Annotated in this window: 12 protein-coding genes; 7 read left to right on the top strand and 5 right to left on the bottom strand. The window is 38.3% G+C overall.

The window, feature by feature from the left end:
* The first annotated feature begins 4 nt into the window (after window positions 1-4).
* From RI844_RS09530 to RI844_RS09510, 5 genes are read left to right on the top strand one after another with little or no spacing between them, the layout of a single operon-like run.
* The gene (locus tag RI844_RS09530) at window positions 5-955 is read left to right on the top strand and encodes an alpha-L-glutamate ligase-like protein (RefSeq protein ID WP_348398214.1); all 951 of its coding nucleotides are present in this window, start codon (window positions 5-7) and stop codon (window positions 953-955) included.
* A complete protein-coding gene (locus RI844_RS09525; RefSeq protein WP_348398213.1) occupies window positions 930-2741 on the top strand; it encodes a M3 family metallopeptidase in 1812 nt (603 codons plus the stop codon). Before RI844_RS09530 ends, RI844_RS09525 begins: the two co-directional genes overlap by 26 nt.
* Window positions 2725-3837 carry a DUF3541 domain-containing protein gene (locus RI844_RS09520; protein WP_348398212.1) on the top strand — a complete coding sequence of 371 codons (1113 nt, stop codon included), beginning with the start codon at window positions 2725-2727 and terminating at the stop codon, window positions 3835-3837. Before RI844_RS09525 ends, RI844_RS09520 begins: the two co-directional genes overlap by 17 nt.
* A gap of 14 nt (window positions 3838-3851) precedes the next feature.
* Window positions 3852-4952, top strand: a complete 1101-nt coding sequence (locus RI844_RS09515) for a DUF3541 domain-containing protein (protein WP_348398211.1) — start codon at window positions 3852-3854, stop codon at window positions 4950-4952.
* Window positions 4953-4967: 15 nt separating this feature from the next.
* Window positions 4968-5132, top strand: a complete 165-nt coding sequence (locus tag RI844_RS09510; protein WP_348398210.1) for a DUF2986 domain-containing protein — start codon at window positions 4968-4970, stop codon at window positions 5130-5132.
* A 54-nt stretch (window positions 5133-5186) separates the two neighbouring features.
* On the opposite strand, the gene RI844_RS09505 is transcribed toward RI844_RS09510, so the two are convergent.
* Complete coding sequence (locus RI844_RS09505) at window positions 5187-6305, bottom strand: aminotransferase class V-fold PLP-dependent enzyme (protein WP_348398209.1); 1119 nt, start codon at window positions 6303-6305, stop codon at window positions 5187-5189.
* On the bottom strand, window positions 6302-7480 hold the full coding sequence (locus tag RI844_RS09500; protein WP_348398208.1) for a PrnB family protein: 1179 nt from the start codon (window positions 7478-7480) through the stop codon (window positions 6302-6304). Before RI844_RS09500 ends, RI844_RS09505 begins: the two co-directional genes overlap by 4 nt.
* Before the next feature lie 161 nt (window positions 7481-7641).
* Between RI844_RS09500 and RI844_RS09495 the strand changes: the two genes are divergently transcribed.
* A complete protein-coding gene (locus RI844_RS09495; protein ID WP_348398336.1) occupies window positions 7642-8106 on the top strand; it encodes an Lrp/AsnC family transcriptional regulator in 465 nt (154 codons plus the stop codon).
* Here RI844_RS09495 and RI844_RS09490 read toward each other — a convergent pair.
* The 3 genes from RI844_RS09490 to RI844_RS09480 form a co-directional block, all read right to left on the bottom strand.
* The gene (locus RI844_RS09490) at window positions 8093-10042 is read right to left on the bottom strand and encodes a DNA topoisomerase III (protein WP_348398207.1); all 1950 of its coding nucleotides are present in this window, start codon (window positions 10040-10042) and stop codon (window positions 8093-8095) included. The two genes, RI844_RS09495 and RI844_RS09490, sit on opposite strands and share 14 nt — an antisense overlap.
* Before the next feature lie 106 nt (window positions 10043-10148).
* Window positions 10149-11159, bottom strand: coding sequence for a LacI family DNA-binding transcriptional regulator (locus RI844_RS09485; RefSeq protein ID WP_348398206.1), 1011 nt, complete (start codon window positions 11157-11159; stop codon window positions 10149-10151).
* Window positions 11160-11396: 237 nt separating this feature from the next.
* The gene (locus RI844_RS09480; RefSeq protein ID WP_348398205.1) at window positions 11397-13013 is read right to left on the bottom strand and encodes a sulfatase family protein; all 1617 of its coding nucleotides are present in this window, start codon (window positions 13011-13013) and stop codon (window positions 11397-11399) included.
* A 145-nt stretch (window positions 13014-13158) separates the two neighbouring features.
* Between RI844_RS09480 and RI844_RS09475 the strand changes: the two genes are divergently transcribed.
* Entirely contained in the window at window positions 13159-15474 is a 2316-nt protein-coding gene (locus RI844_RS09475) for a glycoside hydrolase family 3 N-terminal domain-containing protein (RefSeq protein ID WP_348398204.1), read from the top strand.
* The last annotated feature ends 6 nt before the right edge of the window (window positions 15475-15480 follow it).

Genomic DNA, 15480 nt, shown 5'->3' with positions numbered 1-15480 from the left:
CAACATGTTTGATTTTGTCAGTCCGTTTAAGTTGCGTGACCGCGGTATCATGGGGATGAATCAGAGAAATTTTTCTTATATTGGCCGTTATAATGACAGGGCTTTATATCCTAATGTTGATGATAAATTAAAAACTAAAAACTTAGCCATTGACTGTGGCATTGCTGTGCCTGATTTACTTGGTGTAGTTCGTTTTCAATTTGAGGTAAATCGAGTTTTCGAAATTCTTGAAAATCACAATGGTTTTTGTATAAAGCCTGCTAAAGGTAGTGGTGGCAAAGGTATTTTAGTGATCTTAAAAACCGATGAAAATGGCTATATGAAAGCCAGTGGTGACTATGTACCCAGAGAAGAAGTTGTGCGTCACATTACTAATATTCTTGCCGGTTTATTTAGTTTAGGTGGTGCGGCAGATGTTGCAGTGATTGAGGCCTTGATTCAATTTGATCCTACTTTTAAAGGTTTAAGCCATGAAGGTGTGCCAGATATTCGCATTATCATTTTCCAGGGTTATCCGATGATGGCAATGCTGCGTTTAGCGACACACGCTAGCGACGGTAAAGCTAACTTGCATCAGGGCGCTGTTGGTGTTGGCATAGACATAGCTACAGGTAAAGCCAAACGTGCGGTGCAATTTGACCGGCCAATAACTCATCACCCTGATACCGACAAAAGTTTTGCTGATGTTGCAATTGGTAATTGGGATCGTATGCTCAATCTTGCAGCAGGCTGCTATGAAATGTCTGGGCTGAAGTATTTAGGAGCAGATATTGTGCTGGATAAAGAAAAAGGTCCATTAGTATTAGAGTTGAATGCTCGTCCAGGCTTAGCGATTCAAATAGCTAACGGCATGGGCATGTTGCCAAGATTAAAGCATATTGAAACCATAGATCACCGCCGAATTGCAAGTATTGAGGATCGAGTTGCGTATGCAAAATCTCATTTTAACGATTAGCTTATTCTGCTGTGCGATAAGTACCTTAAGTTTCGCTTCAACAAGTAAACCCGTTAAGGCTTTTGGTGCAGATATTGAGCAACGCTGTTTGCAGATGACAAAAACATTAAGCAAGCCAACGGTATTTACTAAACAAGCTGATTTTTATGGCAACATTCAACAATTGGAAGCTATATTAATACCGGCCAAAAACTTGTTGTATGAAAGTTATTTATACGCCAATGTTTCCCCCGACAAAGTGATAATTAAGGCGGCTGAGCACTGCCAATTAACAATAAGCGCAAATATTGATAGCTTTATTGGATCCGCACAAGTCAGAAGCTTACTTAATAAAACTCAACAACTTAGCAAAACTGATTTAGAAAAACGAGTGCAAGTTAAATACTCAAGGCTAAATAAGCAGTTGTCTAATAAACAATATGCAAAACTTAGAGCCGAGGCCAAAGCGATAAGTGCTGAATTTCGTCGAGGAGCGAATGTAAAGGTTAATGATACTTTTGTCTTACCGGAGAAGTGTGCCCAAGGGCTAGATAATAAATACCAAAATCGTTATCTAAAAAATGGCGTAATGGTTGCTGAATTAGAAGGCAGTCATTATGCAACATTTGCGAAACGCTTGCCTGACGAAGAATGTCGAAAATTAGCCTATAGTCAGTATCAAGGACGACATGCGAAAACCAATAAAGATAATTTATTGGCCTTGATTGATGTGCGCAATAATAGTGCTAAGAGTCTGGGTTATAGCAACTATGCTGAGCTGTCTTTGCAAGACACTATGATAGACAATGTTGCAGATGTTGGTGCGTTTTTATCAAATATTGCCAAAGCCCAATCCGCAACCTACGCCCCTTGGGATTATCGTTATATTCCTTATGAAAAAGCAACTGGCCAAAAGAGTTCTTCTACCTTATCGCCTAATGAAGCTCACAATGGCTTATTTACCTTATTAGAAACTGAGTTTGGTTTAAATGTGATTAAACTGGATGAACCTGCTTGGCATAGCAGCGTGGCTGTTTATATGTTGAAAGAAGGCGATAAAGATATTGGTAAATTTTATCTGGATTTATATTCTCGGCCAAATAAATATACAAAAAATCGACACCGGGCAATTAAACGCGGCGTTAAGGGGATACAAGCACCAAGTAGTGCCCTTATTTTAAATTTGCCTGAAAAAGAGTGGCAACAAACCCATGTAAAATCATTTTTTCATGAATTTGGCCATTTGTTACATAACCTAGTGTCAACGCAAAAATATCATATTGTTGCCGGTATTAGCATTGAAAATGATTTAGTTGAAATGCCTGCAAAATGGTTCGAATGGTTAAGCTTTGATCCCAAAATGCAGCTGCGCATGTTTGGCAAAGTTGTGCTCGCCAGCGAAACCTCAGACTCAGGTACAGCATATAATTTACGCCTTTATCGCGCGGGTATGGCGCTTGCCTATTTTTCACAAGAAATAACCAGTAAAAATATCGAGCAAATCAATGCCGCTTTAGCGTTAAAATATTTAGGCCATCCTTATGCAAAGGGCTCATCAAGCCAATATAGTTTTAGTCATTTAGCCACTTATGGTCCCAGATATTATAGTTATATTTGGTCTGAGATTGTCGCTCGTCGCTTACTTGAGGATTACTTTAGTGGCCGCTTTAGTGGCCGTGATTATTTGACTTCATTATTGGCACAGGGCGGCAGTATTGCGATGACGGGTATGTTTGCCAAACTGTATAAAAAGCCACTCACTTTACAAGATATTATTAAATGGGTGTCGAATGAAAAAACTCTTTAACCTATTTTTTGCTACTTTACTTCTTTTTACCACCGCATGCACTGCTGATGATGGCGAGATAAAAGCTAAAGAACAAGCACTTAGTTATGATGAAGTTTCACAGCGTATAAAAATGACTTTTGAAAATAATTTATATCAGCTACCACCAAGAACTCAGGGGCATTATGGTATCCGTTTATTTCGAATGACGGGTGATAAAAAATACCTGCCCACAGCTCTTTATGATTATTATGTGGTAAGCGACAGAATGCATACCATAGTGCCTTATTTAAACGATGAGGGATTTATTGCAACAAGCTCAAAGCGCTTAACTGATGCAATGAGTAAAGGTACCCGCGGCAAAGCGCGTCGAAAAGCTTTAAAGAAATTTCCTGAGTTTATATTTTATGCCGATGAATTACTTCGCTATAGCTCTCGTTTAGATGCTTTTGGTGTTGAACTGCCAGAGACAGTGTTAAATACGTTAAAAGAATATGACTTTTTACCCGGCTTAACCGATAAGACCATGATCAGAGCTTGGGCTGCACAACTCGCTAATTATGTTTATTGGTTAAAGCAATTAGGCATTGCAGATTATTCAAAGCAGTACAAAAAAGCTTTTTTAGAGGCCTATCCAAATAAAGAAGATGCAACGCTTAGTAAATGGCATTTTAGAAACAAATTATACGGCTTGACCCACTTTATTTTTGCCGCATCAGGTTACTATCAGCACTATGTATCTACCGAGGAATTTGGCTGGATTTTAGATTATTTTGCGGCAAATCAACAACGCGTATTAAAAGATGCAACCGATGACATAACCGCCGAAGTTGGTATTAGTTATTTACTGATGCAGAAAAAAGACCACCCATTAGTTACTGAAACTAAAGATCGTTTAGTTGCTGCGTTTAATATTGAGGCTGGTATGGTGCCATCAGTATCTGGAAAAATAGACTTAGCTTCTGGCGAACACCGCAACGTTCTGACTTATATGTTATTTACTTGGCCAGATAAAATGACTGAAGGGCCTTATTTTCATGAAATTAAGGCAATGCAACAATACTTGCCCACTCATGATTTTGAAGATTATGAAGATGAAACTGACGGTGACCGTTAATGGAGTAAGCTAAAATGATTATTTCAAATAAATTATATACCACTATATTCGTAGCTATTGTTTTTTGGTGTGTTTCCTCAGTATCTGCCAATGACAATAAATATGTATTACCTAAAGAGACGACCAATAAATACTTAGCCACAGCTGATCGTATACGTAACCATTATGACAGCAATTACGTAAAGCTTAGCGGTAGCGCACAAAATCATTATGCAGTGCGCATGTATCGCTTAACCGGTGAAAAATATTATGCGCAGCAATCAGGATCTGAGGTTTATCAAATTACCGATAGATTAAATTTTTACCTAGAAAACCTTGATTCAGAGGAATGGCGAGATGGCCAAGCTCAATCAATGATCGATGCTTTATCTAACACTCGCCGTGGCAAGCTTAGGAAAAAAGCTTTAATGGGGACTGAGGATAAACGTTTTGCATTGTATCTTGTTTATCAAATGGCTAAGTTAGATGAATATGGCATTAAGCATCCAGGTCATGAAAAATTTGTCGCCTATTTAAAACAAGCAGGGTTACACGATTTACTGATGTCAGCTGATTTTATTCATGCTTATGCGGCGCAAGTGGCTAACTATGTTTATTGGTTGAAATATACCGGAGTGGTTGATTGGACCGCCGATTTAAAACCAGCCTTTGAGAACGCATACCCTGATGATAAGGACGCTGAGTTAAGTAAAAATCAATTTAATAATAAACTCTATGGGCTAACGCATATTGTTTTGGCCGATAGCAATTACTATCAGCAAAATGTCAGTGCTAAGGCGCATGCTTGGATATTAGATTACTTTAAAATGCGCCAAGATAGAATTGTTGAAAAGAGTAAAGAAGATATTCAGGCTGAAATTGGTTTATGTTTCTTGCTTGCCGAAATTGATGAACATCCGACGTTAAATGCAATGAAGAAGGTGATAAACGATGCTGTCCATCCAGATAAAAACATGGTGTTATCGATTAGTGGCAGCGATAATTTAAGTTCAGGTGAGCACCGAAATGTATTAGCATACGCTTTGCTGAATTGGCCGGAGAAACTGCATCAAGGGCCTTTCTTAATGAAAGATAAAAAAATGAAAGCAAATTTGCCATTAGTCTATCAACAATAATTAATTAGATAAGTCATGAACCGTAAAAAGAAAGTAAAATCAACATTGAAAGCCCAGCTTAAACGCTCAAAAGCCAAGCTGAATAAGTCTAATAAACCTAAATATATTTCGAAAGCGGAACGGGCAAAATTAGAGCTTGAACAGCAGGAAAATATAGGAACCGGTGAAGTGGAAGAGTAATGTACAATTGTTGGCTCGAGTATAATTGTTCGAGCCGAAATCGCAATCTACTCGTTAATAATTTTGCTTAACAACATCAATAAAGTGTTGGATATCTTCAGCACCATTATAAATATGGGCCGATACTCGCATACCTAAATGTCGCGCATCCACGCTTATGTTGGCTTTAGCCAACGCGGTCATAATTGCTGTTTGCTTATTTTTAAAGTCTAAAATCACAGTGCCGCTGCGGCTATCTTTATCTCGGGGGGATTTCACTTCAGTATCAAACTCATCAACAATTAAGTCGATCATAGCTTGGTTATGATCTCTTACTACTTCGGCTCCTAAATTGGCAAAGTAAGCTATAGAATGGCTTGCCAAGGCAAACGGTGTAATAGATGGTGTACCACCCCAAAATTTCATTGCTGATTGATTATAATTAAAATTATGAATATCAAACTCAAATGGATTTTCATGGGAAAACCAGCCAACATCTTTAGGCTGGCACTGTTCAATGATTTCTGGGTTTACCCATAAATAAGCTGCACCCGGGCCACCACATAACCATTTAACGCTAGAGCCAATCATGAAACTTGGGCGGATATTTTCTAGGTTTAACGGTATTACTCCTGCAGATTGAGCAATATCTAATACCGATATTATGCCTAGTTCGTTTGCAAGTGATATTACTTCATTAACAGGCGCTAACTGACCTGTGTTGGAATAGGCATTTGAAACGAATACTAAATCAACGTCTTTGCTTAAATGCTGCTGCCAAAGATTGGCATCGGTAATGTCTAATGTTTTATCAATAAACTTAATTTCAGCGCTTTCTGGTAACGCTTTTTGCAATGCAAAGCCCATACTGGGAAAGTCAATTTCGCTCATTAAAATAGTAATGTTAGGCTTATTTAAAGATGCCAGTGACATTACAATTTTTGTTAAGCTACTTGATAAATTTACTTGTGGGCAAAACTGCTCAACCGGTGCATTAAACAATGAAGACAATGCTAATTGAAAATTGTTTATCACTTCCAGCCAACTTCCCCATGGCTCAGTACCACAGTTTTGCCATGGCGTTAAGAAACTGTCTTTGAAGGCTTGCTCAAGAGTTACTAAAGGTCGACCTACAGAATGGTTTAATAGGTAGTTACTGTCTGCTAGTAAAAAATCATTTTTAAACTGGCTCATGTTGATTCCACAATACTATTTTTAAGTGTTTCAATATCAGCATAACGCGTACGAATATCATCACGTTGATGCGCTGCCCTTCTGTCACGAAGCTTTTCTAATGAGTCTAATAATACATGCAATGGTGGACCGCTGGCGGTAATTTTTTCCATGTGTTGCTGGGCTATTTCAGTTGATGGCTTTGTGATATACCGTTCAACCAATTGATTATGGTGCTGTATCGCAGTTGTGCCATGCAGTTTACACACGTCTAAGAACAAGCTTAAATTTTCTTGATACCATGCTTGTTTATGACAAGCACTGGCGTCTAAAAAGTCATCCATTATGCTGGTACGACGCATGCAGTCACGAAGTATCAGCTGATCTTCAGGCATCATATATAAAAACTTATCAACTAACATTTGCGAATATGAAGGCTCATTAGCAAAACAAAGACCAAGCTGTAAATCTATAACATTAATACCAGCAAAGTCCCCAGCATTGGCACCACGATACACTTCTTTACCCACTCTGTATGGTTTGTAATATGGGCGCACGCAATTAAAGAAACGATCTGTATCGAGTTTTTCAAATAACAATTTATTTGAGTCAATTACATCTTTTAGGCCTTGTTTGGCAGAAGTTAATAAATCAGCCGTGATAGGGTGTGAAATACCCAAGGGCTGAATTTTAATTAACGCATCAGCAGCGCGTTTATACGCTAGAATTGCTTTGGTGTTGTAATCGATAAACACCTTTTCATCTTCTAAATGAGTAAAGCGTTTGTAGTTGCCGTTGAATGCTTTGTTATGAGTGGTTAAATGTGCAGTGGCAAATCGCGGCGTAACGCCAATTGAAGCGCCAATATGCATGGCAAGAGCAGAAGCTTCAATTAAAGGAGACGATTGCTCTCTTGATGGCTCGGTGATCTCATGACGTCGACAAGCCGCCATATAAAGGCCAACGTTACCTAATAAATCAAAAGCATTATCAAAACCGTTATCAGTATTACCTTCATCGAGTAATGGCAATATTAAAGAACGCCCTTCCGTTTCAAGTTGCTGCTTAAGATCATCGCCAATATTCATGACATTTGCTTTATCATCTTGCTGCCAATAAAGGTGTTCTAGTTCAGTGTTTAAATCACAAAAGCTGGTTCTGATCCAGTGATCAAATGCTTGGGAGTTTGCGGTCACATTCTTATCCTGTGTTGCATGACTAATTATGTTAATGCTAGCAGAATGATAAAGCAGTAATTCGCTATAATTCTGCTGTATATATTGCTTGAATGGTGAGATTAGATAAAAAATGTTACTATTTCGATAAATTCAACTAATTTATTCGAGGTTTTGTAGTGATTTTAGATAAAAAAGATAAAGTGATAGTCGAAAAGCTACAACGCAATGGCCGTATATCAATGTCAGAACTTGCACAGGAGGTTAGCTTGTCTGATACCCCTTGTTTAAGAAGAGTCAAAAAATTGGAGCAAGCTGGAGTGATCGAAGGTTATCAAGCGTTGATTAACAGGCAAGCTCTTAATTTAAACGTATTGGTATATGCCTTTGTACGTTTAAGTGCTAATTCAGATAAGTTGGCTGATCAATTTGAACAAAATGTCGCAAACCTAGAACAAGTTCTAGAGTGCTCCGTAGTTACCGGCGCTTATGATTACCTGTTGAAAATTATTGCCGAAGATTTAGAGGACTATGAAAGCTTTGTTAAAAAATCATTAGGCAGTTTAGACTTCATCGCCACTATTGAATCAACAGTGGTGCTCAAGCAAACCTTTTCTAGAAACACCTTGCCAGTTAAACCGTTTTAGCGAGTTTCTTTTTACGGTTAAAGCGCTTCTTTTTAAAACCATTAACAGGCTTGCCTTTTGGCAACTCACTGAACGATAAGTTGCTTGCCTGGCTAACCATACTTTCTATTACAGACACTAAAGGTGACATGAAGCTTTGATAGTTACTTTTTTGCTCGCAGATCGCATTTAGTGTAGCCTCCCATTGAGCTGTCATATCTGGGCTTGTTGCCATTGCCGGTAAGGCATCGATTAAAGATTTTCCGACTAATGTCGCTTTTATTTGCTTACCTTGGCGCTGTAAAAATCCACGCTTAAATAACAACTCAATAATACCTGCGCGGGTTGCCTCGGTGCCTAAACCATCTGTATCTTTTAATATTTTCTTTATTTCTGTATCGGTAACATAGCGAGCAATTCCGGTCATCGCTTGTAGTAGTGTGGCATCGGTAAAGTTTTGTGGCGGCTGAGTATTTTTTTCAACAAGCTCTCCTTTTTGGCAATGCAAAATATCGCCTTTGTTGAGCGCCGGTAATCTTTGTTCTTCTTGTTCATTAGAGGTAATTTGTCTATTGCTAAATGTTTCTGAAGAAGATTTTTTGAATAAAACCTTCCAACCTTGCTGCAAAGGGTTTTTACAATTAACCTTAAAAACTCCGCCACTAATATCTAATGAAAGTTTAGTTTGTTCATAGGTAAACGCTGGAAAAAACTGTGCTAAGTATTGACGCACAATCAGCTGATAAATATTCTTTTCAAAAGAGTTTAAGTTAATATTGTTGGCTGATTTTTCTGTTGGAATAATTGCATGGTGCGCGGTTACCTTTTTATCATTCCAAGCCTTACTGACTACGCTCTTATCTGCGTTTTTTGCATGCTCGGAAAAAGGCAATGTTGACTGTGTTAACATACCAATAATTTGCGGCGCTTGCATTAATTGCTCTTTGGGTAAGAAGCGACTGTCAGAGCGAGGGTAAGTGATAAGTTTGTGTTTTTCATATAATCCCTGACAAATATCGAGTACCAATTTTGCATTCATTGAGAATGCTTTTGCCGCGTCTATTTGTAAGGCCGATAAATTATAGGGTAACGGTGCAAATTGCTTTTTTTGCTCTGTTTTAATATCACTTACCACTGCTGGTTTGTTGTTAATTCTCGCTACCACATTTTCAGCAAGCGCTTTAACCAGTACTCTGTTTTCATCATCCATATAAGGCTGACAGGCTGCGCTTGGTTGCCACTTTGCCTTAAATGTTTCACCGTCTTGTGTTTTAATATTAGCTAGTACTTGATAAAAAGGTTTACTCACAAAATTGTCAATTTCATTATCACGGGCTACCACTAACCCTAATATTGGCGTTTGCACCCGGCCCACTGACAAGACGCCTTGATAACCGGATTTTTGCCCTTGTATGGTGAAGGCTCTGGTTAAATTGATACCGTAAAGCCAGTCGGCTCTTGATCGAGCTAGAGCAGAAATCGATAGGGGAATAAATTCTTTATTTGGTTTTAGTGTATTTAAAGCCCGCTTAACTGCCGCTAGGTTTAAATCACTAATAAGTAAACGCTCTATCTTGGCCTTTTTAGTTTTGCTTACTTTTAAGTGATCTATGACTTCATCAACCAGTAATTGTCCTTCGCGGTCGGGATCTCCGGCGTGTACAATGACATCGCATTGCTTGACCAGCTTTCTAAGAACTGTGAGTTGTGAGCGGGTTTGGGGTTTCGGCTTTAACTGCCAAATTGCAGGGATAATGGGTAAGTGCTGCATATCCCATTTTTTATATTTTTCATCGTAGGCGTCGGGCTCTACTTGCTCAAGAATATGTCCAATACACCAACTAACGACATCGCCATTACCTACTTCAATAAAGCCTTTTTGTTTTTTATGAGGTTTAGGTAAGGCATCAGCAATGGCGCGACCAAGGCTTGGCTTTTCGGCAATGTAAAGTTTCATCAAAATTCCATTATGCAAACGACTATTTTGACAATAACATTTAACTGTGTATTTATACAGTTAAATGTTGTCGATACTACCTACATTTGAATTTTATTCGAAATGACTAAAGTTTAGGGCTGGTTGAGTTTCTTAACACCAACTTACATTGAAATTTACTTTGCACATCATCAAATTCTTGCTTTTTAATATGGCGAATAAGTTTTTGCACTGCGTGCTTGGCAATATCATAAATAGGCTGTTTAACTGTAGTTAATGAAGGCCAAATTTGTCGAGACACAGGAGCGTCATCATAACCAACTACCGATAAATTAGCCGGAATATTAATATGCATCTGTGCCGCTATTTTTAATACCGCTGCTGCCATATAGTCATTACTGGCAAATATAGCCGAAGGTTTATGATCTTGGGTAAGTAATTGTCTTGCGCAAACTTCGCCTGATTCAAAGGTAAATTGCCCTTGCTTAACTAATGCATCATCAACGTTTATATTCATCTCATTCATTGCTTCTAAATAGCCTTCATAACGTTTATGCGTTGCCCCAAAATCAGGGTGGCCTTTTATTATTGCAATATCAGTATGTCCTAATGAAATTAAGTATTTAGTAATTTCATAAGCGGCTTGCTTATCATCGGATAAAACATACGGCGATGAATGTTCTTGGTGAAAAGGTGAAATTCTGACAAAAGGTATATTATTTTTGTCTAATAAGGCAATGATGTCTTCGTTGTCACATAAAGGATGAGTTAACAGGAAACCATCCTGACTGGAGTGAGTTATTATTGATTCAATATTATCGATTAAATTTTCATTGGTATGATCACAAGGTAATATTTGCAAATTGTAGCCATCATTATTGGCCTGCTCAATAGCACCATTTTGCAATTCTAAAACATAACTTGGATTTGGATTTGAGTAAAGCAACGTTAGAATAAAAGAGTTTTGGCCGCGCAGGCCTCGCGCTAAAGGGTTTCTTTTAAAGTTTAATTCAGCAACGGCTTTATTAACTTTATCTTGCATAGCCGGGCGCACATTAGGTTCATTATTAATAACCCGAGACACGGTTTTTACTGAAACACCAGCTAAACTAGCAACGTCTTTTATTGTAGATTTCATCTTTACTCACATGTTTTTATTATAAAATAAATAACTTAAGCTTTTTTTGATTCCGTTATCTGCCTCGGAAACAAATAATAGGGGATTTCCCTTGCTTTGTTTTGCTAGTCAATACCACTTCGAGTTTATTATATATCTTTAATTACAATATTATCAATTGATAACGATGTAATTATAAAATAAAAAGGCCTGCGATTAATGCAGACCTTTGATGCTGGGGAGAGCTTTTTTAATGGGTTAATCTGCTTTTATTTTCTTTTTATCGTGTTTCATAAAAGAGCGTAATCCTTCATCCGTCTCACTTTTTTCCCATTGCTTTGGAAACTCAGCCGCTTTTGAACGAGAGCCTTCACGATATACTGCACCAGAGCTGAATTTTTCCGTAAATGGCACCGTGTGTTCACCTTGATTATTAGCTAATCGGTCAAATAATTTTTTACGCATTTCAACAATTACTGGTAAGTATTTTTCATCGTTAATTAAATTGTTCATTTCACGAGGATCATTTTTTAAGTCGTATAACTCTTCAGTATCCCAAATGCCGTGATATTGAATTAATTTATAATCATCTGAACGTAGAGCAAATGTTGTTGGTGTAGAAGGGTAATTAAATTCCCAGTAATATTCATATAAGAAATCGTTACGCCACTTGCCTTCAGCTTTGCCTTGGGCAATATTTAAGAAGCTTTGTCCATCAAAATGCTCAGGTGCTTTAACGCCGGCCATATCTAATAATGTTGGTGCAATATCAATGTTAGCCACCATTTCTTCTACTACTTTACCAGCTTCTAAATAACCTGGTGCATAGGCAAGTAACGGTACACGCATAGATTCTTCATAAGCATTACGTTTATCGATTAAGCCGTGTTCGCCAAACATAAAGCCATTGTCACCCATTAAAATCACTGTAGTGCTGTCTGTAAGATTATTTTCATCTAACCATACGAGAATACGCCCTAGGCTATCATCAACTGCCGAAAGTGCACGATGGTATTGTTTTTTATAAGACTGAACGTCTAAAGAACTATGGTAAGGAAAGTCAACGCCATGCCAACTATTACGTTGGTTTTGTACCCACATTGGCTTGCCTTTTCGGTTTTCGGGCGTATCAGCTTGGCTTTGTGGTACAGGTAATTCATCTTTTTCATATTGGTTTTCATGACGTTTTGCCGGCGCAAAATTTGAGTGAACCGCTTTATGTGACAAATAAACCATAAAAGGTTTTTCTTGATCGACATTATCTAGCCAATCAATTGTGTAATCAGTTAACTCATCTGTAATGTACTTCGTTTGTGGCACCCGTTTGCCATTAACATTAAAGGTATAAGGTTTGCCATTTGGTTTCTTTTTCGGGTAATAAATTCCTTGTCCAGGAAAACTTAACCAGTAATCGAAACCTGGTTGAGGCGCATCATTTGCACCATGACCAGCATCTTCACCCATGTGCCATTTTCCAACAAATGCAGTTTGATAACCTTGTTCTTGTAAATATTGAGGAAAGAAAATGGTTCCTTCACGTGGCGGCTTATTATTATCAACAACCCCGTGGTTATGCATGTATTGTCCGGTTAAAATTGATGCACGACTTGGAGAGCAAAGCGCAGTGGTCACGAACGCGTTCTTAAAATGCACACCTTCATTAGCAAGTTTATCCATGTTCGGTGTGTCAAGGATCGGGTTTAGAATGCCTAATTCATCATAGCGTTGATCGTCTGTTAAAACATAGATTATATTACGCTTTTGTGCTTCAGCAGCCTGTACTGCACTTATCTGGCTAAATAGTGCCACACAAGACGTGATCCCTAATATGAGGGGGCGACTTTTATTACGCAGTGCTTTTGTTATATTACTCAATTCAAACTCCAATGTACCATTTGATTCCCTAGTGTGAATGAAATGCAAAATTAATTGTAAAGAACGTGCAAACATTAAATACCTTATTGACACCGTTGTCAATAAGGTATTTAATGACATTACTTAAAATAAAAGAAAAACTCTTATGAAATTACCTTTTGTATTATCAATTTTAACCATAACAACGTGCTTGGCTTTCGGCTGTACTGCAGAGTCAGAGACGTTGCCATATAAAGACTCTAAGTTATCAGCTGAGCAAAGAGCGGCAGATTTACTAGAACGAATGACATTAGCCGAAAAAGCTGGGCAGATGAGTCAATTTGTTGGTTTAAAGCATATTGCAGAGTCTGAAGAGAAATTGTCACCAGAGCAGTTAATAAACTCTGACGCCCATGGTTTTTATCCCGGTCTGAATAACGATGACCTGATTAAGATGACAGAAAATGGTGAAATTGGTTCATATTTGCATGTAGTAGATGCGCAAGAAGCAAATCAATTGCAGCAATATGCGATGAATTCGCGGTTAGCAATTCCGTTAATTATAGGTATAGATGCAATTCATGGTAACGCTTTGGTAAGCGGCGCGACTGTTTATCCATCGCCGATAAGTGCGGCGAGTTCATTTAATACTAAGCTAGTTAAAAAGTCGTCGACCGAAACGGCTAAAGAAATGCGAGCTAATGGCTCACATTGGACGTTCACTCCTAATATTGACATCGTTCGTGACCCTCGTTGGGGCAGAGTGGGGGAGACATTTGGTGAAGACCCATATCTTGTTACCAAAATGGGTGTGGCGACTATAGAAGGTTTGCAGCAAGATGATTTTATCGGCCCAGAAAAAGTTATCGCTAACGCAAAACATTTTGTCGGTGGTGGTGACTCTATCAATGGCTTAAATATTGCCCCGCTTGATGTATCTGAACGAACACTACGACAAGATTACTTCCCTCCTTTTAAAGCCGCAGTAGATGCTGGTGTATTCACCTTTATGGCAGCGCACAATGAAGTAAACGGTCAACCATCCCATGGTAGCAAGTTTTTATTGAACGACGTATTACGCGAGGAGTGGAAATTTTCTGGTTTTGTGGTTAGTGACTGGTTAGATGTTGATCGATTGCACAGCCTTCATCGCGTTGCTAAAAACCAAAATGAGGCGGTTAAATTGAGTATTGAAGCTGGCATGGACATGAATATGCATGGTCCGCAGTTTGCGAAAGCGATATTTGAATTAGTTGCAGATGGTCGTTTAACCCAAGAGCAACTCAATGATTCTGTTAAAGCTATCCTTGTAGCTAAGTTTCGACTAGGTTTATTCGAACAACCATTTGTTGATGAATCGTTAGCTGAAACAGTGAATTTTAATCCAGAACATCAAAAAACGTCTTTAGCGATGGCACGCGACTCGATAGTTTTATTAAAAAACGATCATAATATTTTGCCATTAAAAAATATTAAAAACATTTTTGTAACCGGCCCTAATGCGAATGCTCATACTATTTTAGGCGATTGGTCATTACCGCAACCTGAAGAAAATGTAACAACCATAGTCGAAGGGCTGCAACAAGTAAGTTCAAAAGAGGTTAACATTGATTACTTAGATGTAGGTAATCAAGTAAAAGTCTTATCTGAACAACACATCAGTGAAGCCGTTAAACGTGCTAAAACGGCCGATGTAAGCATTGTTGTTGTTGGTGAAAATCCACTTCGTTTTGACAATGAAGGCAAAACCTCAGGTGAAAATGTTGCTCGGGCCGAGCTGGATTTATACGGTAAACAGCTAGAGTTAATACAAGCTATTCATAGTGCCGGCAAGCCTGTAATAGTTGTTTTAATTAATGGTCGGCCAATTTCTGAACCTTGGTTAGTTGAAAATGTAGCTGCCATAATAGAAGCATGGGAACCTGGTAGCTTTGGTGGCCAAGCCGTTGCTGAAATCCTATATGGAAAAGTAAATCCTAGTGCAAAAATGCCTATATCTGTGCCCTACAGTGCAGGCCATATTCAATCAATTTATAATCATAAACCATCTACTTACTTCAAAAGCTACGTCGACTTACCAACTAAAAATTTATTTGAATTTGGCTTCGGCTTAAGTTACAGCTCGTTTGAATATTCAGATATAACGTTAGATAAATCGTCTATTGATACTTCAGGGCAAGCTAAGGTTTCTATAACCGTAACGAATACCAGTAAGGTTGCTGGTGACGAGGTTGTACAGTTATACATTAACGATAACTACAGCGAAGTAACTCGACCAGTTAAAGAGTTGAAAGGCTTTCAACGTATTAGTTTAGCGCCACAGGCTAGCCAGAAGGTAAGCTTTACAGTTACCGCTGAAATGTTGGCTTATTACAACCTTGCCATGGAATGGGGGGTTGAGGCTGGAGATTTTTCTTTAATGCTAGGCTCATCATCTCGAGATCAAGATTTGCAAAAAATATCACTAAATGTGAAAAAATAGGAAGTA

It is taken from the genome of Thalassotalea fonticola (genome assembly GCF_032911225.1).
GTDB classification, from domain to species: Bacteria; Pseudomonadota; Gammaproteobacteria; order Enterobacterales; family Alteromonadaceae; genus Thalassotalea_A; species Thalassotalea_A fonticola.
Note: the sequence above shows the minus strand (reverse complement) of the source record. Positions and strands in the feature narration are given on the sequence as shown.

Bases quoted from the DNA above. Each gene is read 5' to 3' on its own strand.
- RI844_RS09530 (WP_348398214.1), top strand. From the start codon at position 5: ATGTTTGATTTTGTCAGTCCGTTTAAGTTGCGTGACCGCGGTATCATG.
- RI844_RS09525 (WP_348398213.1), top strand. From the start codon at position 930: ATGCAAAATCTCATTTTAACGATTAGCTTATTCTGCTGTGCGATAAGT.
- RI844_RS09520 (WP_348398212.1), top strand. From the start codon at position 2,725: ATGAAAAAACTCTTTAACCTATTTTTTGCTACTTTACTTCTTTTTACC.
- RI844_RS09515 (WP_348398211.1), top strand. From the start codon at position 3,852: ATGATTATTTCAAATAAATTATATACCACTATATTCGTAGCTATTGTT.
- RI844_RS09510 (WP_348398210.1), top strand. From the start codon at position 4,968: ATGAACCGTAAAAAGAAAGTAAAATCAACATTGAAAGCCCAGCTTAAA.
- RI844_RS09505 (WP_348398209.1), bottom strand. From the start codon at position 6,305: ATGAGCCAGTTTAAAAATGATTTTTTACTAGCAGACAGTAACTACCTA.
- RI844_RS09490 (WP_348398207.1), bottom strand. From the start codon at position 10,042: ATGAAACTTTACATTGCCGAAAAGCCAAGCCTTGGTCGCGCCATTGCT.
- RI844_RS09485 (WP_348398206.1), bottom strand. From the start codon at position 11,159: ATGAAATCTACAATAAAAGACGTTGCTAGTTTAGCTGGTGTTTCAGTA.
- RI844_RS09475 (WP_348398204.1), top strand. From the start codon at position 13,159: ATGAAATTACCTTTTGTATTATCAATTTTAACCATAACAACGTGCTTG.